17 protein-coding genes are annotated in these 21,727 nt (G+C 66.2%); 8 read left to right on the forward strand and 9 right to left on the reverse strand.

Annotated elements, in window-relative coordinates:
* Nucleotides 1–292 precede the first annotated feature (292 nt).
* From BLS81_RS18605 to xseA, 4 genes are all read right to left on the reverse strand, one after another.
* Nucleotides 293–3,301, reverse strand: a complete 3,009-nt coding sequence (locus BLS81_RS18605; protein WP_256326332.1) for a TonB-dependent receptor plug domain-containing protein — start codon at nt 3,299–3,301, stop codon at nt 293–295.
* A gap of 242 nt (nt 3,302–3,543) precedes the next feature.
* Nucleotides 3,544–4,452, reverse strand: a complete 909-nt coding sequence (locus BLS81_RS18610) for a M23 family metallopeptidase (RefSeq protein ID WP_176787255.1) — start codon at nt 4,450–4,452, stop codon at nt 3,544–3,546.
* Complete coding sequence (locus BLS81_RS18615) at nt 4,452–4,649, reverse strand: DUF2093 domain-containing protein (RefSeq protein WP_093226131.1); 198 nt, start codon at nt 4,647–4,649, stop codon at nt 4,452–4,454. The genes BLS81_RS18610 and BLS81_RS18615 overlap by 1 nt, the downstream gene beginning before the upstream one ends.
* A gap of 13 nt (nt 4,650–4,662) precedes the next feature.
* On the reverse strand, nt 4,663–6,045 hold the full coding sequence (gene xseA / locus BLS81_RS18620) for an exodeoxyribonuclease VII large subunit (protein ID WP_093226132.1): 1,383 nt from the start codon (nt 6,043–6,045) through the stop codon (nt 4,663–4,665).
* Here xseA and purD point away from each other — a divergent pair.
* The 5 genes from purD to BLS81_RS20495 all read left to right on the forward strand — a co-directional run bounded on the left by purD (nt 6,044) and on the right by BLS81_RS20495 (nt 11,448).
* Entirely contained in the window at nt 6,044–7,306 is a 1,263-nt protein-coding gene (gene purD / locus BLS81_RS18625) for a phosphoribosylamine--glycine ligase (protein ID WP_093226134.1), read from the forward strand. The genes xseA and purD overlap by 2 nt on opposite strands.
* A gap of 684 nt (nt 7,307–7,990) precedes the next feature.
* Nucleotides 7,991–8,662: a DMP19 family protein gene (locus tag BLS81_RS18630; RefSeq protein ID WP_093226136.1), complete on the forward strand. Its 672-nt coding sequence runs from the start codon at nt 7,991–7,993 to the stop codon at nt 8,660–8,662.
* 177 nt (nt 8,663–8,839) lie between these two features.
* Nucleotides 8,840–10,411, forward strand: a complete 1,572-nt coding sequence (locus BLS81_RS18635) for an MFS transporter (RefSeq protein WP_093226138.1) — start codon at nt 8,840–8,842, stop codon at nt 10,409–10,411.
* 142 nt (nt 10,412–10,553) lie between these two features.
* Nucleotides 10,554–11,120 (forward strand): DUF3617 domain-containing protein, encoded by a 567-nt coding sequence (locus BLS81_RS18640; RefSeq protein WP_093226140.1) that lies wholly within the window; start codon nt 10,554–10,556, stop codon nt 11,118–11,120.
* 103 nt (nt 11,121–11,223) lie between these two features.
* Complete coding sequence (locus BLS81_RS20495; RefSeq protein ID WP_143023403.1) at nt 11,224–11,448, forward strand: hypothetical protein; 225 nt, start codon at nt 11,224–11,226, stop codon at nt 11,446–11,448.
* Nucleotides 11,449–11,464: 16 nt separating this feature from the next.
* On the opposite strand, the gene BLS81_RS18650 is transcribed toward BLS81_RS20495, so the two are convergent.
* Entirely contained in the window at nt 11,465–11,896 is a 432-nt protein-coding gene (locus BLS81_RS18650) for a winged helix-turn-helix transcriptional regulator (protein WP_218123167.1), read from the reverse strand.
* A gap of 61 nt (nt 11,897–11,957) precedes the next feature.
* Here BLS81_RS18650 and BLS81_RS18655 point away from each other — a divergent pair, with 61 nt between their 5' ends.
* On the forward strand, nt 11,958–12,770 hold the full coding sequence (locus tag BLS81_RS18655) for an SDR family NAD(P)-dependent oxidoreductase (RefSeq protein ID WP_093226144.1): 813 nt from the start codon (nt 11,958–11,960) through the stop codon (nt 12,768–12,770).
* On the opposite strand, the gene BLS81_RS18660 is transcribed toward BLS81_RS18655, so the two are convergent.
* Complete coding sequence (locus tag BLS81_RS18660) at nt 12,746–13,849, reverse strand: hypothetical protein (protein WP_176787256.1); 1,104 nt, start codon at nt 13,847–13,849, stop codon at nt 12,746–12,748. The genes BLS81_RS18655 and BLS81_RS18660 overlap by 25 nt on opposite strands.
* A 125-nt stretch (nt 13,850–13,974) precedes the next feature.
* Entirely contained in the window at nt 13,975–14,112 is a 138-nt protein-coding gene (locus tag BLS81_RS20915) for a hypothetical protein (RefSeq protein WP_176787257.1), read from the reverse strand.
* Between the two features lie 91 nt (nt 14,113–14,203).
* Here BLS81_RS20915 and BLS81_RS20500 point away from each other — a divergent pair, with 91 nt between their 5' ends.
* Entirely contained in the window at nt 14,204–14,896 is a 693-nt protein-coding gene (locus BLS81_RS20500) for a hypothetical protein (RefSeq protein ID WP_143023404.1), read from the forward strand.
* Nucleotides 14,897–14,979: 83 nt separating this feature from the next.
* Nucleotides 14,980–16,194 carry a helix-turn-helix domain-containing protein gene (locus BLS81_RS18670; RefSeq protein WP_256326333.1) on the forward strand — a complete coding sequence of 405 codons (1,215 nt, stop codon included), beginning with the start codon at nt 14,980–14,982 and terminating at the stop codon, nt 16,192–16,194.
* 201 nt (nt 16,195–16,395) lie between these two features.
* Here the strand turns inward: BLS81_RS18670 and typA are convergent, their stop codons facing one another.
* Together typA and BLS81_RS18680 are read right to left on the reverse strand one after the other, a co-directional pair.
* A complete protein-coding gene (gene typA, locus BLS81_RS18675; RefSeq protein ID WP_093226149.1) occupies nt 16,396–18,231 on the reverse strand; it encodes a translational GTPase TypA in 1,836 nt (611 codons plus the stop codon).
* Nucleotides 18,232–18,377: 146 nt separating this feature from the next.
* Nucleotides 18,378–21,659: a TonB-dependent receptor gene (locus tag BLS81_RS18680; protein ID WP_093226151.1), complete on the reverse strand. Its 3,282-nt coding sequence runs from the start codon at nt 21,657–21,659 to the stop codon at nt 18,378–18,380.
* Nucleotides 21,660–21,727: the final 68 nt, after the last annotated feature.

Consider the following 21,727-nt stretch of genomic DNA (forward strand, 5'->3'; position numbering starts at 1 on the left):
GCCTCGGCGCCGGACGGCGCATGGTGAGGCGGATAAGGGACGATGGCTGGGCCCGATCCGGGTGTAAAGACGGGGGATTCCCCGGTGTGATGATTTGCCCGCATTTGTAGCAATTGTGCCACATCGCTAGCGCACGAATGTGTCCGCGGTATTGCCGGCAGACCGCCGCGCCGCGCGATCCACGACGGGGCGACTGTTGCCCGCCCGCACCGCCGCCACCCCGCGCCGCGCCCCAAAAGGAAAGGGCGGCCCCTCGCGGAGCCGCCCTTCCGGGTTTCGATGGTGCCGAAGCTTACCAGTCGACCTTCGCGCCGAAGCGGATGAAGCGGCCGATGAAGCCCTGGCTTTCCCACGCCACGTTGTAGCCATAGCCCGTGTCGTAGGTCTGGCCCGGATTGAAGTCCGGCTTCGCGTTGAACACGTTGAGCACGTTCGCGTAGAGGGTGAAGCGGTCAGCCACCTTGACGGTCGCGGTCATGTCGACGTCGATGAAGCGACGCGCATGGCACTTGTACGGATCGCCATTGTAATAGGCATAGACCGAGTTGCCGATCGCGCCCGCGCAATCGGAGGGGTCGCTGCCGTAGTCGACCGAGGCCATGTTGTAGCCGCTGGTGTAATAGGCGGTCGCGCTGAGCGTGGCACGGCCCGAGAAGTCGAGCGTGTTCTCCCAGCTTCCGCGCCACCGCGGCGCGCCCGAGCACGACGTGATGTTGCAGGGGCTGAGCGTGCCCGCGAACTTCTGCACGACGCCGCCCGGCGTGGTCTGATCGAGGTTGATCAGATACGTCGCGTTGACGCGGCTGGTCAGGTTGATCCCGTGGCCGAGCGGCAGCCGCGCGGTCCCCGAGAAGTCCAGACCCGACGTCACTTCCGAGGTCGTGTTGACGAAGCTGTACTGGATGAAGCCCAACTGCGGCAGCGCGTTCGGGTGGTCGGGGTCGGCGATACCCTTCACGACGTTGATGCCCGGCAGGTTCACCACACCATTGTTGGCGTAATAGGCTTCTTCGACACCCGAATAGTCAGGCGCGCCGATCAGCCCCTTGATCTTGATGTGGTAGTAATCGACCGTGAACGAGAACTGACGCGTCGGCTCGAAGACGACGCCGCCGGTGAAGGTGGTCGACGTTTCGGGCTTCAGGTTGGGGTTGCCGCTCGAGGTCAGGCCGTAGCTGTAGGGCAACGTCGCATAGCCGTTGTTGCCGTGCGCCGCGATATACGCCGCACCGCCCGGCTGGTCCGGAGTCACTGTCGCGGTGATATAGCCGGTGGTCGGCTGCCCATAGGCTTCGTTGAAGCTCGGGATGCGGAAGCCGCGCGACCAGGTGCCGCGGAAGCGGAGCTGTTCGATCGGCTTGAAGATCGCGGTGATCTTCGGCGAGAAATTGTCCTGGCCCGACGAATAATTGTCGTAACGGCCCGAGCCGTTGAGGGTCAACTGATCGAAGATCGGCGCGTCGATCTCGAAGAAGCCCGAGCGGACGTTGCGGCTGCCGATCGTGCTCACCGAGTTGATGCTGTAATAGCGATCGGCGGGGTTGATCTCGTTGGGCGCGTTCGCGCTCGGGTTGAAGACCGACTCGTGACGATAGGCGCCGCCGACCGCGGCGGTCAGATCGCCGCCCGGCAGCGCGAACAGCGCCTTGGACAGCGTCGCCTGCACCTGCCACAGCTTCGAGTTGGAATAGGTGTCGTTGGTCGGGGCGATATACTCGCGCATCGCCTCGCTGTTGCGCGACGGATCGACGAAATTGAAAGTGCCGTCGTTGATGACGTCCATCAGACGCTGCGGGTTCAGATAGTTCTTGTTGGTGACGCGCAGATCGACTTCGGAATAGGTGCCGTTGACGTCATACTTCCAGTTGTCGCCGAACGAACCGGCGATCCCGGCCGCGAAGCGGTAGGTCTTGGCGTCGGTCAGCGTCTGGCGCGGACGGTCATAACGATAGTTGAGACGCGCCTCCTGGCCTGCGGCCGCAAACGGGTTGTTCGGGTTGAGCGTGCCGTTGGCGGCGGTACAGGCGATCGTGGTGCCGCGCGGGCAGACGTAGGCGGGGAGCAGCACCGGGCTGAGCGTGAACTGCGTGCCGCCGGCGGCGGTCTGGCCGGCGAAGGTCAGCGGCGCGATGCTGCTGTTCGTCTGCGTCTCGTAGAAATTGCCCATCGCATAGGCTTGCGCGCGGCTGCCGACGTTGACGGTCAGGTGCGCCGTGGCGCCGAAGCGCTGCTCCTTGGGGATTTCCTGGAGATAGTCGTTGATGTTGTCCTGCTGGCAGACGGCGCCGGTGGTCGGCGCGCCCTTGCCGGCGAGATCAGCCTGCTGCGCGGGCGTCAGCGTGATCGCCGTCAGGTCACGGCAGCCCGCCGCTGGGTTCAGCAACTGCCAGCTACCACCGGCTACCGGGGCGCCGTTGAGATATGGCCGTACCGCCGGAACGCGGGTCGCGCCGAAGGCGGACAGCGTGCCGTCGGGCTGGATGCCGTTGATCGTCTCGTTGGTCAGGCAGTTGCCCGCGCCGTTGCAGACGCGGCTGTAATCGTTGGTGTTGTACGGATAGCCACGATCGCGCGCGTAGATCGGATTGTTGGTCTGGAATTCGGCGCTGACGTAGAAGTTGAAGCCCTGCTCGCTGAGCTTGCCGTAGCCATAGGTCAGGTCGGCACGGTTCTCGGCGCCGTCGCCATGCTCCGAAATGCCTGCGGAGGCGTTGGCGTGCAGACCGACGATCTGCTTCTTGACGACGACGTTGACCACGCCGGCGACCGCGTCCGCGCCGTAGGTCGAGGAGGCGCCGTCCTGCAGCACGTCGACCTTCTCGACGATCGCCTGCGGGATGGTGTTGAGATCGACGAAGCTGCGCTGGCCGTCATCGCCGAGCGGGTAGATCGCCGAGCGCTGGCCGTCGAACAGCGTCAGCGTGTTGCCGGTGGTGAGGCCGCGCAGCGACACGGCGGTCGCGCCGGTGGCGAAGCCAAAGCTGTTCCACGCGCGCGTCATCGTGCCGGCGCCATTGGCCGGAATGGTCTGCAGCGCCTCGGCGATGGTGTTCTGGCCGCGCGTCACGAAATCCTGCGCGGTCAGCGTGTTGATCGGCGCGGCGGTCGCGGTGGCGCTGTTGCGGATCAACGAACCGGTGACGACGACGTCCTGGGTAGTGTCGGTCGACTGATCGGCGGACGAGGCCGGCAGCGGAGCGGGGGGCGTATCCTGCGCGACGGCGGGAGCCGCTGCCAGCGCCATGGCGAGCGGGGCGGCGGCGAGAAGAAGGCGCACCTTCCCCGGAGAGCGAATGGTCATGGTCCTGAAAGTCCCTTTTCATGCCCTGGCTGGCGAATCGTTGCGCCCGCGCAGGAAAGCCGATTCCGATGTCGGACGAATGCCGCTCGGAACATGCCCCAAGGGATGAGGCGGTGCTTTCAACCTGTAAAGGTGTCGTTCAGGCTGCGGCCCACTTTGGTGGAGGGTGTATCCGAACTGCAACAGCTTTGTATCAGGGCTGAAATACGCCGTTACAAATTGGGCATTTTTGTGGCGGGCGCCTACTCTGCCCCCGCCATCGGCCCCGCCACCAGCAGCGGGTCGAGCTTCGCGTCGCGCCAGCGGATCGCCCAGTGCAGGTGCGGCCCGGTTGCCCGCCCGGTCGCGCCCGACAGCGCGATCGGCTGCCCGCGCCGGACATGGTCGCCGACCCGCACGTCGATCCGCGAGAGGTGGAGGAACGCGCTGTTGAGGCCCATGCCGTGGTCGATCATCAGCAGATTGCCCTCCAGCGTGAAGGGATGGTCCGCCGCCAGGATCACCACGCCGTCGGCGGGGCTGAGCACCACCGATCCGGTCGGCTTGGCGATGTCGAGCCCCGAATGATACGCGCCCGCCTCGCCGTTCTTGTAGATGCGCTGCGATCCGAACAGCGTCGAGATCCGCCCGGTCGCCGGCCAGGCGAACGCCTGCCGCCAGCCCTGCGCGTCGGTCCGCACCGCGCGCGCGGCGGCGATCTGCGCGAGCTCGCCGGGGCGGATCCGCGCGAATTCGGGGGCGGGCACCGGATATTTGGGCAGGCTCGCCAGCCGGGAGATGTTCCAGCTTCGCGGCGCGACGCTGATCTGGTCGCGCACCTGCCGCCCGTCGGCGAGCGTCGCGGCGAGCGTCGTCACCGCCCCGGCGTCGCGGTCGAACCCGAACACGAAGCGCCCGTCGCGCGCCACCGGCACGCTCGCGCCGTTGACGCTCACGAGCGTCGCGCCGGCGGGCGCGGCGCCGATCACCAGCCCGCCCTGCACCATCGCGCCGGTGTAGCTGAATCGCACCGGGGCGGCGGGACGCTGCGGCACGCTCGGCGGCGGCGTCACCCGCGCCGGCGGCGGCGCCGGGATGCTCGGATAGCGCGGCACGGTGGCGCATCCGCCGAGCAGCAGCACGGCGGCGGCAGTCGTTCTCGCGGCGCGCATCAGGCGCTCAGCGCCTCGGTGGCGAACGCCGCGCTCGCATAGGCTTGCTGCCGCGCCGCGCTCCAATAGCGCAGATCCTCGAGCGCGATCCGCGCCCCGCTCACCGCGCACAGCACATGGTCGCCGGGGGTGAGCACGCGGAAGCCGTTGGCCATATAGTGCAGCCGGGCGAGGCGATCGGTGTTGGGCATCAGCATGGTCGGCTCTCGGCTAGAACAGGTTCGGCTGGTCGGCCGGATCGGACTTGCGATCATAGGGCTTGGGCGACGCGCGCTCAACCTTGGCATCGACCTGCCCGTCGCGGAAATGGAGCGTCACCGCGCCCGCCGCGCGCGCCGCCGCCCCGGTGACGAGCGTCTCGCCGCCCGGCCGCGCGGTCACGCGCACATAGCCCCGGTCGAGCAAGGCATCGGGATTGAGCGACTGCGCCAGCCGCCAGGTTCGCGCCAGCCGGTCGCGCGCGCTCTCCAACTGGCGCACCAGCACCGCCGGGCGGAGCGCGCCGGCCGAGCGATCGAGCATCCCCCGCGCGGTGGTCACGCGCCGCTCCAGCCCGCGATCGAGCCGCGCGCCGAGATCGTCCGCCCTCTGCCGCTGCGGCCCGAGCAACGCGTCGCGCCTCGGGATCACCCGCACCAGCGCGTCGAGCCGCTCGCGCCCGCGCTCGTGATAGCGCCGCGCGCAGCGCTCGGTGCGCTGGCCGTGCGCGGCCAGCGTGAGCCGCAGGTCGGCGAGCACCGGCACCGCCATCTCCGCCGCCGCGGTCGGCGTGGGCGCGCGCAGGTCGGCGGCATAGTCGGCGAGCGTGGTGTCGGTCTCATGCCCGACCGCCGAGATGATCGGGATCGAACAGGCGGCGATCGCGCGCACCACCGTCTCGTCGTTGAACGACCACAGATCCTCGATCGAGCCGCCGCCGCGCGCGACGATGATGAGATCGGGCCGCGCCACCGCGCCGCCGGGCGCGATCGCATCGAACCCCCGGATCGCCGCCGCCACCTCCGCCGCCGAGCCTTCGCCCTGCACCTTGACCGGCCACACGATCACGCGGCTCGGGCAGCGATCCTCGAGCCGGTGGAGGATGTCGCGGATCACCGCCCCGGTCGGCGAGGTGACGACGCCGATCACGCCCGGCAGGAACGGCAGCCGCTTCTTCCGGCTGGTCTCGAACAGCCCTTCGCCCGCCAGCTTGGCCTTGAGCTTCTCCAGCAGCGCCATCAGCGCGCCTTCGCCGGCCAGTTCCATCCGCTCGATGATGATCTGATATTTGGAGCGCCCCGGATAGGTGGTGATCCGCCCGGTCGCGATCACCTCCACGCCGTCCTGCGGCTGGAACGGCAGCATGTTGACCTGCCCTTTCCAGATCACCCCGTCGATCACCGCGCCATCGTCCTTGAGCGCGAGATAGGCATGGCCCGAGGCTACGCGCTTGTAGCCGGAGATTTCGCCGCGCAGCCGGACATGGCCGAACTCGGTCTCGACCACGCGCTTGAGCTTGGCCGCGAGTTCGGCGACCGAAAGCGGCGCGGCGTTGTCGCCCGCCATCTCCTCGGCTACCAGCCGCGCCTGGCTATCGTAAAAGGGGTCCGCCATGAATGTCCTGCTGATCGGCTCGGGGGGTCGCGAACATGCGCTCGCCTGGAAGCTCGCGCAATCGCCGGGCCTCCATACGCTGTTCGCCGCACCGGGCAATCCGGGCATCGCGGCGCATGCGCAGGTGGTCGCGCTCGATGTGACCGATCATGCCGCCGTGGTGGCGTTCGCAGGCGAGCGCGCGATCGGCCTCGTCGTGATCGGTCCCGAGGCGCCGCTCGTCGATGGCCTTGCCGACAGCCTGCGCGCGGCGGACATCGCGGTGTTCGGCCCGTCGGCGGCGGCGGCGCGGCTCGAAGGCTCGAAGGGCTTCACCAAGGCTTTGTGCGACCGCGCCGGCATTCCCACCGCCGGCTATGCCCGCGTCACCGCGCTCGACACGGGCCTCGCCGCGCTCGACACATTCGGCATCCCCGTCGTCGTCAAGGCGGACGGCCTCGCCGCCGGCAAGGGCGTCACCGTCGCCGAGACCCGCGCCGCCGCCGAGGCCGCCTTGCGCGACCTGTTCGCCGCGCCCGGCGGCGAAGCGGTGATCGAGGAATTCCTCGACGGCGAGGAGGTCAGCCTGTTCGTGCTGACCGACGGCGCGGCGATCCTCCCGTTCGGCACCGCGCAGGACCACAAGCGCGTCGGCGACGGCGACACCGGCCCCAACACCGGCGGCATGGGCGCCTACAGCCCCGCGACCGTGCTGACCCCCGAGCTGGAACGCCGCGCGCTCGACGAGATCATCCGGCCGACCGTCCGCACGCTCGCCGCCGAGGGTACGCCCTTTTCGGGGGTGCTCTACGCCGGGCTGATGCTGACGGCGGACGGCCCCAAGCTGATCGAATATAACGCCCGCTTCGGCGATCCCGAATGCCAGGTGCTGATGCTGCGGCTCGAAGACGATCTGCTCGACGTGATGCTCGCGGTCGCGCACGGCCGGCTCGGCGAGCGCCCCCCCGCGCGCTTCACCGACGCCACCGCGCTCACCGTGGTGATGGCCGCGCGCGGCTACCCCGGCACGCCCGAGACCGGCGGCACGATCGCCGGGCTCGACGCCGCCGAGGCGACCGGCGCGCGCGTGTTCCAGGCGGGCACGCGCCTCCAGGACGGCGCGCTGGTCGCGGCGGGCGGCCGCGTGCTGGCGGTGACGGCGACCGGCGCCAACGTCCGCGCGGCGCAAGCCGCGGCCTATGCGGCGGTCGACGCGCTCGATTTCCCGACCGGCTTCTGCCGCCGCGACATCGGCTGGCGCGAGATCGCGCGCGCGGGGTAGGGCGGTAGGGCGATCCGTCGCGAGAGCCCTTCCGTCATGCCCGACCCGTGCCGGCATCCACGGCTCGACACGCCCCCCAGCCGTGGTCTCGCGGCACGGTGCCCCCGGAACGCCCCGGCGCGGCGGAGCGCTTCGGAACCGCGCCGAGGTTCGCAAAGCGCCCGCGATCGCGGCATCACCTCCGCCGACGGCATGTTGACGCGGGGGCAAGTCGCTCGACGCGTCTTTGCTCACAAGCGGCCTGGAGTGGCGCGGTGCGGAGAACGCCCACTTGCAGACGTTGATCGCGCGGGGCAGCCTGCGTGAATGAGCAAGCGAAACGAGAAAGGGCGTGAAATCTGGTTCGCAAGAGTCTTGTGGAGCTACATGCCCTGCCATCCAATGGGATTTCTGGTGATCTTCGCGCTCGTTTTGTTCGGCATGGGCGCGGTGTCCGTAGGCCAGTGGTTCCTGCGTCTCGCGAGCATTCCTGGCGCGGATAGCTGGCCGTTTCTACTAATCTCTCCAACCGTCGTCGCCGGGTGGATCATCGCAGAGCGCCATAGCTAGGCTACCTTGAGTCCGACAGGGAATGGCGGCTTTCCACCAACTTTCGGCGTTCCGGCGCTGGGGCGGCTCCCGCCCCAATAGCGGACGTTCCTCCGACGCGCTAAGTCCAGGGCTCGTTGGAGACGGGGTTAGCGCATGAAGCAACGATTGATTGAACGCATTCCGGTTCCACAAAGCGAAGTGCGGACCGACGAGCCTGGCGCAGCTTGTTTGTGGGTAGGATATTTCATCGAAGAGGCTGTTGAGCGGGGCTATGAGGAGGACGAGCTTCCTCCGGAGGTTCTGCGCTTTCTTGATGTTTGGGAATATCATGGAGAGCGCGGCAACGGTGGGCACGCTCAATATTACGAGAACGAGGAAAACTGCCGTCCAAAATTGAAGCTGATGGCGAAGTTCCTCAAGACGATCGGTCTTCCGGAGCACGGTCGACTCATAGAAGACTTCGAGCATTTCTCAATCAGGAACGAGGGGAAGATCGACGATCTATATGAGCGTGAAGAAAACGGCGCGGTCAGGGAAATGTTTTACGGATTTGACGATCGCTTCATGCAGTTGGAGCAAAGCGAGGGCAAGCTCGTGGACCGGTTGGCCGGGTGGCTCTTGCAGCAACCGTGGATAGAGATCGAGGAGACCGGACAATCTGGCGACGTTACAAGGCTCCGGCAGTTGATCGCAGATCCTCCTGACCGCGAAGCACGGCTGGCCGCGAAAATGCGCAGGCGCGAAGCAGAAAATCGTGGCGCCCTGCTCGCCTTCGCGCGACGCTTCTTGGCATATCGCACACGGGGTCCGAAGCCTGATCGGTAGATGAGCGGAGCGTCCGCTTTCCACCACCTCAAGCCGTTCGCGATCGGCGCTGACCCCTGCCGTATCAACGATCAGGGCGAGGCCCACGAAGCCGCCTGCCCCCCATAACGCCACGCTGTCCCGGAAAATGCGGCAACCCCGCTGGTGCCGCTTCGGCGTCCTCGATAGTGTCCGCGCATGGCAGCAGCAGGTTCATCGCGATCGAGCGTCGCTTCCGAGCGGCAGGCGCTCTGGGCTTTCATCCTCGGTTGTATCGCGGTCACGATCGGGGTGATCGCGCACCTGCCGATGTTCCTGATGGCGCGGTCGATGCACTATCACCTCGCGGGGATGCCGATGGACTCGGGCATGATCGCCGGCATGGGGCTGATCGTCGCCGGGGTCGCGGTCGCCGGCTATGGGTTGCTGCCGCGCGACGTCGCCGCCCAGCGTGTCGCCGCCGCGACGATCACCGTCGCCGCGCCCGAGGATGCGAAACTCGGCTGGCAGCACTGGCGGTTGATGATCGTGCTGGTGGTTGCGCTCGTCATCGACGTGATGAAGCCGGCCACGCTCGGCTTCACGGTTCCGGGCATGGTCGGGGAATATGGCGTCCCGAAGGCGACCGTCAGCCTCGTGCCCTTCTTCGCTTTGATGGGCACGGTCACCGGATCGTTCGTCTGGGGCGTGATCGCCGACATCTACGGCCGCAAGGCGTCGATCCTGCTGTCCGCCGTCATGTTCGTCGGCACCTCGATCTGCGGCGCGATGCCGAGCCTCGCGTGGAACATCGGCATGTGCTTCATGATGGGCCTGGCGGCGGGCGGCATGTTGCCGGTCACCTATGCGCTGCTGGCCGAGATGATGCCGAGCCGGCACCGCGGCTGGGCGCTGGTGCTGGTCGGCGGTCTCGGTGCGGTGGGCGGCTATTTCGCCGCGAGCGGCGCCTCCGCGCTGCTCCAGCCGATCTTCGGCTGGCGCATCCTGTGGCTCATCAACCTGCCCACCGGCCTCACGCTGGTGCTGCTCGGGGCCTTCATCCCGGAATCGGCCAAGTTCCTCCTCGCGCGTGGCCGACGTCGCGAGGCGGAGGAGGTCATGCGCCGCTTCGGCTCGCGGGCCGAGCGTGCCGCGCCGCGGACCGTCGCCGTGGCTCACGCCGGATACACCGCCCTGACCGGCGCCCGGCTGGTCGCCAAGATCACCGCGCTCAGCATCTGCGCGCTCGCCTGGGGCCTCATCAACTTCGGCCTGCTGCTGTGGCTGCCGGCCGATCTGGTGGCGAAGGGCTATTCGGTCGCGGTGTCGAGCCGGCTGCTCGCGGAATCGGCGCTGATCGCCTTCCCGACCGTGTTCGTCGCCGCGCTGCTCTACAGCCGCTGGAGCAGCAAATGGGCGCTCGTCGCCATGATCGGCGTCACCCTCGCCGGGCTGCTGCTGGTTCTGCGCCTGGAGATGGCCGGGGTGGGGAGCCCGGTGTGGCCGGTGGGCCTGCTGATCGTGGGCTCGAACGGGATCATCGCGATCCTGCTGCCCTATGCCGCCGAGAGTGTGCCGCTCGGCGTCAGGGGCAAGGCCACCGGCTGGATCGCGGCCTGTTCGAAGGGCGGCGGGCTGCTGGCCCAGTCGCTCAGCATCGCCGGTCACGTGCCGGCGATGGGCGTCGTGGCGGGCATCATCATGGTTCCGGCCGCGGCCTCGCTGGCGCTCGTCGCGATCTTCGGACGGGAAACGCGCGGGCTCGACCTTCGTCACCTGGAACGCGCGTGAAGATCGCGCGGCATGGTGTCGCGCGTTCTTGAACACCGCGCGCGGTGCGCCCGCGAGGGCGCGCGCGGCCCGGCCATGCATCTCCGGATCGTGTCATGCGTTTGCTGATGTCGATCAAGGTTTCACAACCAGGGAGTATGTCATGCGCTCGATGATGCTTGTTTCGCTTGCCGCCTGTATGGCGCTCGGTGCGTGCGGGAAGGGCGGCGAAAGCGTGTCGATGACCAACGCCTCGATGGATCAGGTCGCCAAGGTTCAGGCCGCCAAGCTCCAGCCGGGGCAATGGGAAATGCGCATGGAGCAGGTCAGCAGCGAGACGACCGGCGGATCGGGCACCCTGCCGGCGATGCCCAAAATGCCCCCCAGCACCACCAAAGTCTGCCTGACCGAGGCGCAGGTCAACGACCCCAAGGCCGTTTTCGGCGGCGCGCCGCAGATGCAGAAGAACTGTGTGTATGATTCGTTCACGATGCGCGGCGGCAAGATCGACGCCAAGCTCCACTGCGACATGGGCAATATCAAGGTCGAGGGCACCAATAGCGGCACCTTTACCGAAACCGCGTTCACATCCGAATCGCACAGCACGGTCAGCGGCCTGCCCGGCGGCATGACCACCAAGAGCCACATGAAGATGGACGCCAGGCGGCTCGGCGAGTGCCAGCCGGGCGACCTGAAGGCCGGCGACACCAAGGCGCCCCCGCAGGGCTGAGGCGCGGCCCGAGCGGAGGATGCCGGTTGGCTGCGTCGTCCACCGCCATCCTCCGAAACCCGCTTGCGGCCACCCCCGCGCCCGGCGTAGCCTCGGCGCCACGATGCCGAACCTCCCCGTCCCGATCTCAGAGCCGGCGCGCCAGCCCGTCCATCACCGCGCGAGGGCGTCGATCGGCTTCGGGCGCCGCGCGCGGATGCGCGCGAGCGTCAGCGTGACGAGCGGCGGGATCGTGTCGGTCGCGGTGCTGGTGTCCTCGATCCTGCTGTCGACCGCCGTGATCGTCCACACCGCCGGCAAGACCGCACGCCGCACCCGCGCGGACTGACGCCCCGCACCCCGCGTCACGGCGCCATCGCGATCGCGAGATCGGCGAGCGGCACGCCGCTCCGCGCATCGACCACCACCGGCACGATGTCGCGCCCGCTGCCCGCCTCGATCGGGCGCGTCATCGCGCCGCCGCCGAAATGCTTGCGCGCCCACCCGCCGAGCGCGTGCAGCACCGGCAGATAATCGCGCCCCGCCTCGGTCAGCACATAGTCGTCGCGCGGCGGATGGTCGCTGTAGCGCCGCCGTTCGAGCAGCCCCGCCGCGACCAGCGCGCCCAGCCGCCGCGTCAGGATGTTGGGCGCGATGCCGAGCGTCTTCTGGAACTGGTCGAACCGCGTCTGCCCGAGCCCGGCGTTGCGCAGGATCAGCATGCTCCACGTATCGCCGACACGGGCGAGGCCGCGCCCGACCGGGCAGGCCCCTGAGGAAAGATCGTCAATGTCCATTGCGAAAAGATAGTCACATAACTATTAAAACGCAAGCGACTTGCCGCCAAGGAGATTCCCCATGACCGACCCCCACACCCAGACCGCGCTTGTCACCGGCGCCTCGACCGGCATCGGCGCGGTCTATGCCGATCGGCTCGCACGCCGCGGCTACGATCTCATCCTCGTTGCGCGCGACACCGCGCGGCTCGACGCGCTCGCCGAGCGGCTCCGTGCCGAGACCGGCCGCACTGTCACCGTCCAGCGCGCCGATCTCACCGCCGCCGCCGATGTCGCCGCCGTCGCCGCCACGCTCGCCGACGACGCGCGCATCACGCTGCTCGTCAACAACGCGGGCATGTCGATCACCGGCGATCTGCTGACGACGCCGACGGCGGATGTCGAGCGGCTGATCGCGCTCAACATCACCGCGCCGACCTTGCTCGCGCAGGCCGCCGGCAAGGCGTTCGTCGCGCGCGGGGCGGGATCGATCATCAACATCGCCTCGGTGCTCGCGCTGATCCCCGAGGCGTTCGACGGCGTCTATTCGGGCAGCAAGGCGTATCTGCTCAACCTCAGCCAGAGCCTCGCCGCGCACTATGGCGACAAGGGCCTCTACGTGCAGGCGGTGCTGCCCGGCGCGACGCGTACCGAGATCTGGGCGCGCTCGGGCAAGGATGTCGATTCCTTCCCGCCGGAGATGGTGATGTCGGTCGACGATCTCGTCGATGCCGCGCTGGTCGGCTTCGACGCGCGTGAGACGGTGACGATCCCGCCGCTCGCCGACGCGCATCTGCCGCATTGGGAGGCGATGCAGAGCGAACGCGGCGCGCTTGCGGGCGTGCTCAGCCGCCGCGATCCCGCCGCGCGCTACGCCGGCGCCGCGCGCGCCTGAACGGCCGGGCGCGCGGCCCGCGCCCGCCGCCGCGCCCGCTTGCCGCCGCGCCGTGCCGCCGCCCGGTCGGGGCCGGCGGCGCGGTCGTGCGCGGCGGTGTCGCGCGCTTCGCGTGCCAGCGCGCGCAGCAGCGTATCGACCGGCGGCAGCGCGCCACTGTCCGCCGCCGGGCGCGCCACCGGCTCGTCGGGCGCCGGCGCGTCCTCGGGCTCCGATGCGAGCGCCGCGATCGCCCACGGCGCATCGTCGCCGGGGAACAAAGTGACGTCCTCGATCGGCATCACCGGCTCCTGCGTCAGCCAGGTCGGCTCGTCCGCCTCGCCGCAGCGCACGAACGGCGCGGTCGGATCGTCGAGTTGCGCCGCCGCCGCCTGCATCCCGCCCTGTTCGATCACCGTATCGGCCGCGCGCTGGCGCGCCGCGCAATCGGCGAGCGCCGCCGCGATCGCCGCCTGCGCTTCTGTGTCGAGCGCCACCCCGGCGAAATCCTCCAGCGCGCGCGTCGCATCCTCGGCGCGTTCGGCCCCGCCGCCGCGCGCATCGCCCGAGATCACCGTCCGCACCGTCGTCGTCGAGGCCTGCGCGACCGCCGCCGCGCCGCCCGCCTCCCCGACCGCGCCGGCACCCGCCTCGGCGCGCGTGCTGAAATAGTTGACCGTGGTGCGCCGCCCCTGCGCATCCTGCCCGTAATGGCGCAGGCAGAACATCAGCAGCGCGTCATTGGTCTTGCGCCGATAGCCGGCGAGCTTGCCGCCCACGAACACCGGCACCAGATAGCCCTCGATCGCGCGCTCGAACGCGATGTCCTTGAGCCGCTGCACCCCGAAATCGAGCGCCGCCTCCCACGCCCGCCGGAACTCCTCAGCCCCCGGTGCGCGCCTGAGCGTATAGCAATTCGCCTGCGCCATATTGACCATCCGCGCCGCCCGGCTGACCGATCCGGTATCGGCGAGCGCCTCGATGAACGCCTTCTGCCGCGCCGGCGTCCAGCCGTCATGCCGCTGCTTCTGGCGCGGCACGGGGGTGAAATCGGGCAGGGCGGGGCGGTCTTCGCGCGGCGTGGGGACGCGGTTTTGCATGGGGTGGCTCCCGGGGGTGGTGATGCGGGAGTGGTAGGTATGTCAGGTGGGGGCGTGTAGGACAGGGGTTTGTTGGTTGTTTGGACCGTTATGGTTGGGGCCAGTCGCCGACAGGCCCCAACCCGTCATTTATTTTTCTTGTCTGGCCGCTGGGACAAAGCCGAACCGGCTGCCGTTTTCGAGTCCTTGCCGGTGCGACCGTCACGTAAAACGTTCGACGCAGCCTTGCCGGCCTTTGCGCTGGTATGCTCATCCTTCGCCATATATCTCTCCTATCGCGCTACGATTTCGTAACACCGCTTGCATAACGCTAAGTTTCGTATAAGGTTTCCGTCATAGCGACGAGGAACGTCAATGATTGATATTCGCAGCGCAATTTTGAATGCTCTTCCAAGAGAGCTATTGATAGATTTGGAAGATCGCCTGCGCGCGGCCGCGCTGAAAGCGGCGGAGGTAGTTCGCAAAGAACTTCCGCTCAATGCAAAGCGTAGCCGTGAAGCGGAAGGCCAAATCCGCTTCCGCCTCCAGGAACAGAGCTATGAAGAGGTAGTCCAGCAGCACGGGGGATACCTGCTACCAGATGGTGTTATGTGGGGCACGGACTTAAAGGTCTTTCAGCCGTTCGCCCGTTTTCCTGGCTCCGAAGTAGGAATCATTCTTGGGTTTGCGGCTATGGCAGAACCGGGCAAAATTCCATCGAAAAATCAGTCTCGTGCAGCGGGCGTAACGTTAAATGTGTCCCTGCAACCCAGCTTGTTCGATGAAGACGATTGTCCAAAGCCTAGCGATATTTTCGTATTGTTCCTTACCGCACGTGACCGGCAGCAAGCGGGTATGATTGAGGAAATCGCCATCGGCGTAATTGGCGCGGCCTATAAGGATTTTATCTTCTACGCGTCCCTTGATGATTTCCTGCGAGGCTATGATAGTAAGCCAGTTGTCCCGGATGAGCCGGACGGAAGCGGTCCAAAGGTAAAGCTGCGCCCGACACGAAAGCTGTTCGTGCCGCCCGAGAAACAGCCCGATACTGAGGTCGGCGAGGAATAAGCGTCGAAACTGACGTTCTGAGTAACAAGTACAGCGTTCGCTCCGCACCCATAAAGGGTGCGGGGCCATAGGGATTCGAGCATATGCGTATCGGCACCCCGGGGTTCGTCCCTGCGAGACTCACTGAGGCGCGCGAAGCGCGCCGCATTCCTTCAAAAGCTGCGCTCGCTCGCCGTTTGGGCATGAGCGCCACCACCACCTCACGGTGGGAGGACGAAGCTTCAGGCCAAACCCCAGATAATGTGGCTTTGATCCGGCTTGCGGGTGAACTGCATGTTCGGCCCGAATTCTTCTTACGTCCTACTTTCAACAGTGAGCGGCCGACCTTTCTCCGGTCGCTCGCAAGCACGCTTGTTCGAGATTTAGATTTTCAGAAGGCGCAGATGCAATGGTTACAAGAGATCAGCTTCATCATCGGCCACTATATCGATCTGCCCGACGTTGACATTCCTGACGTACTAAATGGAGTCAGTTACACCCAGCTACGGGATGAAGATATTGAGGATATTGCGCTTCAACTTCGTCGTCATTGGCAATTGGGCGAGGGCCCATGTGGCGACGTTGTTACAATAATGGAGCGGATCGGAATCGTGGTTTCGACTATTCCGATGAATACTACCAAGCTAGATGGCCTCTGTAGCTGGTCGCCCGCAGATGGTAGGCCGCACGTTTTACTGGCAACCGATAAGATGTCTTTCCCTCGGCGGCAAATGGATGCAGCCCATGAATTGGCCCATGCGGTTCTCCATCATGCAGTACCGGAGGAGGAGTTTCAGGCTAATCTTCGTACTATTGAGCAACAGGCATTCCGTTTAGGTAGCGCGTTCCTGATGCCTTCTACGACGTATCCGAGGGAAGTACGCCATGCTTCGTTGGCGATGCTTGTCAATTTGAAGGAGCGGTGGCGTGTTTCGGTGAAGGCTCAGGTCAAGCGCCTGTCAGATCTCGGGATCATCCCGGAAGAGTTTTCGAGGCAACTTTACAAACTATATTCAGCAAAAGGGTGGTCGAAAGGCGAACCCCTCGATCAGCATTGGCCGATTCAGCCTCCGCGGGCGCTGCGCGATAGCCTGAATCTGATTGTTGAAAACAATGTTCGCAGCAAGGCGGACCTACTTGCTACCGAGTTCACAATCTCGAGTACCGATGTTGAAGAGCTTTGCGGTTTGCCGCCAGGGTGGTTTGATCGAGATACCGCAGAGGTTGTTTCGCTCAAGGCCCGTGCGAGTGGGGAAGTGACCCATTACGACAGTTCTGAGGTTATAGCGTTTCCAGATCGGCGCAATTATCCGCGATGAGAACGGTAACGATCACGCCGCTCCGCCACGAACGTTAGCCTTAATACTATATTCTGTGTCTTCGAGCAGAAGAACGCACGAACTTCTTCTAATAAGCCGACGCGGCAAAGCCGCGTCGTCGGACGCCGCTGTAGCGGCGCCGGCCGGGCGGGCCGCAGCGAGGCCGCGCCGGAGCTTGCGCTCCGGCTTGGCGCGGCCCGCTTACGCCGCCTTCGCGCGGCTCTGCCGCTTGCGCTCGTTCGGGTCGAGGAAGCGCTTGCGCAGGCGGATGTTCTTCGGCGTCACCTCGACCATCTCGTCGTCGTCGATATAGGCGATCGCCTGTTCCAGCGTCATCTTCTTGGGCGGGGTCAGGCGGATCGCATCGTCCTTGCCGCCGCTCGCGCGGAAGTTGGTGAGCTGCTTGGCCTTCATCGGGTTGACTTCGAGATCGTCGGTCTTGGCGTTCTCGCCGATGATCATGCCCTCGTACAGCGCCTCGCCGTGGCCGACGAACAGGATGCCGCGGTCCTCGAGCGGCCCGAGCGCATAGCCCTGCGCCTCGCCCGCGCCGTTCGAGATCAGCACGCCGTTCTTGCGGCCCTCGATCGTGCCCTTGTGCGGGCCATATTTCTCGAACAGCCGGTTCATGATGCCGGTGCCGCGCGTGTCCGACAGGAACTCGCCGTGATAGCCGATCATCCCGCGCGACGGCGCCGAGAAGGTGATGCGGGTCTTGCCGCCGCCCGAGGGCCGCATGTCGGTCATCTCGGCCTTGCGCAGGTTCATCTTCTCGACGACCGTGCCCGAATATTCCTCGTCCACGTCGATGATGACGACTTCATACGGCTCGGTCTTCTTGCCGTTCTCGTCCTCGCCGAACAGCACGCGCGGGCGGCTGATGCCGAGTTCGAAGCCCTCGCGGCGCATCGTCTCGATCAGCACGCCGAGCTGAAGCTCGCCGCGCCCGGCGACCTCGAAGCTGTCGCGGTCGGCGCTCTCGGTCACCTTGATGGCGACGTTGGTCTCGGCCTCGCGCTGGAGCCGGTCGCGGATCATGCGGCTGGTCACCTTGGTGCCCTCGCGCCCCGCCATCGGCGAATCGTTGACCGCGAAGCGCATCGACAGCGTCGGCGGGTCGATCGGCTGCGCGTGGAGCGCCTCGGTCACCGAGGTGTCGGCGATCGTGTCGGCGACGGTCGCGGTGGTCATGCCGGCGATCGAGATGATGTCGCCCGCCTTGGCCTCGTCGACCGGCACGCGCTCGAGCCCGCGGAAGCTCATCAGCTTCGAGGCGCGGCCGACCTCGACGACCTTGCCGTCGTTGTTGAGCGCGTGGATCGGCTGGTTGAGCTTGACCGTGCCCGAATTGACCCGGCCGGTGAGGATGCGGCCGAGGAAGTTGTCGCGGTCGAGCAGCGTCACCAGGAAGGTGAACGGCGCATCGACATCGACCTTGGGAGGCGGGACGTGGCTGACGATCGTCTCGAACATCGGCGTCAGCGTGCCCTCGCGCACGTCCGGGTCGGTCGAGGCATAGCCGTTGCGGCCCGAGGCGTAGAGCACCGGGAAGTCGAGCTGCTCGTCGGTCGCCTCGAGGCTCACGAACAGGTCGAACACCTCGTCGAGCACCTCCTGGATGCGCGCGTCGCTGCGATCGACCTTGTTGACGACGACGATCGGACGCAGCCCCAGCGCGAGCGCCTTGCCGGTCACGAACTTGGTCTGCGGCATCGCGCCCTCGGCCGAATCGACCAGCAGCACGACGCCATCGACCATGCTCAGGATGCGTTCGACCTCACCGCCGAAATCGGCGTGGCCGGGCGTGTCGACGATGTTGATGCGCGTCGCGGTGCCGGCGCCGTCGATCCACTCGATCGAGGTCGGCTTGGCGAGAATCGTGATCCCGCGCTCCTTCTCGAGATCGTTCGAATCCATCGCGCGCTCCTCGACGCGCTGGTTGTCGCGGAACGTGCCCGACTGACGGAAAAGCTGGTCGACCAGCGTGGTCTTGCCGTGATCGACGTGCGCGATGATGGCCACATTGCGGAGGCTCATGAAATACTGCCCGATGCTTTTGAGTGAAAAGATTTCCGGCGCCGATAGCCTAAATGGCGCGTGACGGAAAGGGGGCGTCAAAAACCCCAAAACAAAGCCGCCGCCCCCTTTCGGGAGCGGCGGCGATGGATGGCGGTTTCGCAGGCTTAGAAGCTGATGCGCGCGCCAATGCGGATGAAGTAGAGCGACGGCTTGATTTCCGCCACGCTCGTGTTCGGGTTCACTGCCGCGCTGTACTTGTACTTCGTGCAAGGCTGGTTCGGCGCGGTGTTCGGCGCGCCGTTCGGGCCGAGGCACTGCACCGAGACGACGTCCTCGACGAACGGGAACGCTGCCTGGCGGAACTGGCCCCAGCTACGGTTGAGCAGGTTGGGGAAGTTCTGGATATCGCCGAACAGTGTCAGCTTCGACTTGCCGACGAACAGCGGCAGGTCCTGCGACACGTGCAGATCCATCTGCGTGTAGGCGCGCGAGCGGACGCTGTTGCGCGGCGCGATCTTGCCGCGATACTTGGCGAGGCCGTTGCCGTTGATGATGCTGTCGAGCTGCGCCTTGGTCGCATCGCTGTCGTAGGTGACGATCGGATCATTGTCCTTCGGCACGTACAGCAGGAAGCGATCGTCGCGGCCGGTCACACCGAAGACCGTGCTACGCGGGTCGGTGCCGACGTCGGTCATCGTGATGCTGTACGGACGGCCGGCGTTGGTCGAACCGAACAACTGGAACGTCGTCTGGTTTTCGCCGAAGAAGGCATGGTGGAAGCCGACACCATATTTGAACGACCAACGCTGCTGATCGTTGCTGATGCCATAGGCGGCACCGCTGCCGTCCAGGAACGCGCCGTTGCCATAGTTCGAGTTGGCCGTCGAGGAGGTCGCCGGGGTCTGGTCGGTCACGTCCTGCAACGTGTACGACACGTCGAGGTCGAGGCCGAAGTCGAACGTCTTCGATGCGCGGACCACGCCGATATAGGTGCGGCCCTTGCCGGTGCGGTTCAGCACGATGTCGGTGTTGGTGTTGGTGCCGACGAGCGGGCCGTAGCGGGTGCGGCCGTCCGGCAGCGTGCCGATCGGGATCGAGCGGATGTCGGTGAAGTACACCTGATCCTTGACCTTGCTCCAGTAGAAGTCGGCGCCGAAGTCCCAGCCGCCGCCGAGCAGGTTGCTCGGCGTCCAGTCCGCCGACAACGTGCCCTTGTACACCGATGGGATGCGGAAGTTCTTGCCGAGCGCGTTGATGTTGGCGAGCGAATTCGCGCCGGTGTTGGGGATCAGCGCCTGGAGCTGGGCCGGGATGTTGGCTCCGCCCGGATTGCGGAGGATCGCGCTGGCGATCGCCGGATCGATCGGCGCGCCGTTCAGCGTGTAGGTGTTCGCGCCGGTGCGATTGATCGTCAGGCTGTTGATGCCGACGCCGCCCGCGCCCGCGCCCGCATTCGAGTAGCTGTTCGACAGATAGACGTCTGGCGAGCCGCCGCTGAAGATGCCGAAGCCGCCACGCACCGCGATGTCCGAAACCGGCTTGTAGTTGAAGCTGATGCGCGGCTGGAGTACGCTGAGGCCCGAATAGTTGAGCGTGTTGGGGAAGCCGTAACGCTCCGTGAAGCCCGGGTTCAGCGGCACGGGCGAGTGCGAGCCATACAGGTCGAAGCGCACGCCGGCCGTGACGGTCAACTTGTCGTTGATACGCCAGGCGTCCTGCAGGCCGAACTGATACTGCTGATAGTTGAAGCTCGCCGCCGCATCGTTCGGGTTGCCGGTCGCTGCGTTCTGGTAGGTAACCGAGCTGGCATTGCGGGCCTGGAGATCGGCGACCGAGTCATAATACCAGTTGCCGCGCGTGTTCTGCAGGAACAGGTTGAAGATCTTGACCTGGTCATACTGTGCGAACAGCTTGATGTCGTGATTGCCAGCATTGTAGCGGATCAGGAACGAACCCGAATAGGTGTCGGTGTTGAACACGTTCGACTGACGCGAGATGTCCGGACCGAAGGTCACCACCGGATTGCCGGTGCCGCACGCGATGAACGAATTGCCCGCCGCGCCCGTCGTGATGCTGTTGGGCGAGGTGCAGACCCGGTTCTGGCCGAAGCTGTTGCCGCCGAGCGAAATCTGACCGCGGTCATAGCTCTTGTAGAGGAAGCGTGCCTCGGTGGAGAGGTGATCGGTCCAGTCCGAGTTCAACTGGACGATGCCCGCGCGAAGCAGTTCGGTCGCCTTATAGGCGTCCGACGACAGGCCAAGCTGAGGACCGGAGTTGGAGGTGCTCGAGTTCTGGAGGAAGTTCGTCTCGTCGTAAGCGTTGATATAGCTCAGCGACAGTTTTTGACGATCGGAGATGTTCCAGGTGATCTTGCCGACGATCTTCTCGTCCTTGTCGGACGAGTTGGTCAGCACGCCGCCGACGTTGTAGTCGGGAAACGCGCTCTTGGCGGCGCTGGTGACACTGTCGATCAGCGACTGCGTCAGATTCGGCACCTGGCCCGGCGCGGGCGATAGCGGGTTGCCTTCGGTATTGCGCTCACCCGAGACCATGAAGAACAATTTGTCCTTGATGATCGGGCCGGACAGCGTCGCGCCATAGGTCTTGCTGTCGAAGTTGAGCTTCGCACCGCCGAGTCGGCGCGCATCGCCGGTCAGCCCATCGCTGTTGTAGCTGAAGAAGCCGGTGCCGTGGAACTTGTTGGTGCCGCTCTTCAGGATCGCGTCCATCGCACCGCCCTGGAAACCGCCCTGGCGGACGTCATACGGCGCGACCGAGGTCGAGAACTGGCCGATCGCGTCGAGCGGCACCGGACCACGGCGGGTCGGGTTCGCGTCCGAGTTGAGGCCGAAATTGTCGCTGACGGTCACGCCGTCGATCGAGAACTTGTTGTAGCGCGGGTTGACGCCGGCGAACGAGATCGACTTGCCGCCGCCCGAACCCGAGGTGTCCTCGAAGCGCGCGAAAGGATCGCGGCGGGCCAGATCGCGGATGTCGCGGTTGACCGAGGCGACACGCGCGATGTCGGTCGCCGTCAGGATCGTCTGCGGACCATCCGAGCGTACGCCTGCGCCCTGCACCCGATCGGCGGTGACGACGATATCCGTGCCGCCGGTCTGCTCGGCGAGATCAACCGGAAGGTCGTACGGCTGGCCGACGACGGTGTAGATGTCGGTGATCGTCGAATTGCCCTGCGCGCTGGTGACGGTCACCGTGTAAGGGCCGCCGCCTTGCAGGCCGGCGAAGTTGAACGCACCCGAACGGTCGGTGGTCGCGGTCGAGCGCGCGCCGGTCGCGGTGTTTTCGATGACGACAGCGGCGCCGGCGACCGGGGCGCCTTGGGCGACGACGTTGCCGCGCACGATCGCGGTCGTTTCCTGGGCGCTGGCCGCAGCCGGCATCACCAGCGCGGCGATCGCCGCGCCCAAAAGCAGTTGATTACGCATGTTCGTACCCCCAATTATAGCAGTCGCGGTGTCGCGAGCGCGCGTTGTGTCCACGCGGTCCCCCGGCC

It is taken from the genome of Sphingomonas sp. NFR15 (assembly GCF_900103265.1).
GTDB lineage: Bacteria > Pseudomonadota > Alphaproteobacteria > Sphingomonadales > Sphingomonadaceae > Sphingomonas > Sphingomonas pollutisoli.

Bases quoted from the DNA above. Each gene is read 5' to 3' on its own strand.
- BLS81_RS18605 (WP_256326332.1), bottom strand. From the start codon at position 3,301: ATGACCATTCGCTCTCCGGGGAAGGTGCGCCTTCTTCTCGCCGCCGCC.
- BLS81_RS18610 (WP_176787255.1), bottom strand. From the start codon at position 4,452: ATGCGCGCCGCGAGAACGACTGCCGCCGCCGTGCTGCTGCTCGGCGGA.
- BLS81_RS18615 (WP_093226131.1), bottom strand. From the start codon at position 4,649: ATGCTGATGCCCAACACCGATCGCCTCGCCCGGCTGCACTATATGGCC.
- purD (WP_093226134.1), top strand. From the start codon at position 6,044: ATGAATGTCCTGCTGATCGGCTCGGGGGGTCGCGAACATGCGCTCGCC.
- xseA (WP_093226132.1), bottom strand. From the start codon at position 6,045: ATGGCGGACCCCTTTTACGATAGCCAGGCGCGGCTGGTAGCCGAGGAG.
- BLS81_RS18630 (WP_093226136.1), top strand. From the start codon at position 7,991: ATGAAGCAACGATTGATTGAACGCATTCCGGTTCCACAAAGCGAAGTG.
- BLS81_RS18635 (WP_093226138.1), top strand. From the start codon at position 8,840: ATGGCAGCAGCAGGTTCATCGCGATCGAGCGTCGCTTCCGAGCGGCAG.
- BLS81_RS18640 (WP_093226140.1), top strand. From the start codon at position 10,554: ATGCGCTCGATGATGCTTGTTTCGCTTGCCGCCTGTATGGCGCTCGGT.
- BLS81_RS20495 (WP_143023403.1), top strand. From the start codon at position 11,224: ATGCCGAACCTCCCCGTCCCGATCTCAGAGCCGGCGCGCCAGCCCGTC.
- BLS81_RS18650 (WP_218123167.1), bottom strand. From the start codon at position 11,896: ATGGACATTGACGATCTTTCCTCAGGGGCCTGCCCGGTCGGGCGCGGC.
- BLS81_RS18655 (WP_093226144.1), top strand. From the start codon at position 11,958: ATGACCGACCCCCACACCCAGACCGCGCTTGTCACCGGCGCCTCGACC.
- BLS81_RS18660 (WP_176787256.1), bottom strand. From the start codon at position 13,849: ATGCAAAACCGCGTCCCCACGCCGCGCGAAGACCGCCCCGCCCTGCCC.
- BLS81_RS20915 (WP_176787257.1), bottom strand. From the start codon at position 14,112: ATGGCGAAGGATGAGCATACCAGCGCAAAGGCCGGCAAGGCTGCGTCG.
- BLS81_RS20500 (WP_143023404.1), top strand. From the start codon at position 14,204: ATGATTGATATTCGCAGCGCAATTTTGAATGCTCTTCCAAGAGAGCTA.
- BLS81_RS18670 (WP_256326333.1), top strand. From the start codon at position 14,980: ATGCGTATCGGCACCCCGGGGTTCGTCCCTGCGAGACTCACTGAGGCG.
- typA (WP_093226149.1), bottom strand. From the start codon at position 18,231: ATGAGCCTCCGCAATGTGGCCATCATCGCGCACGTCGATCACGGCAAG.
- BLS81_RS18680 (WP_093226151.1), bottom strand. From the start codon at position 21,659: ATGCGTAATCAACTGCTTTTGGGCGCGGCGATCGCCGCGCTGGTGATG.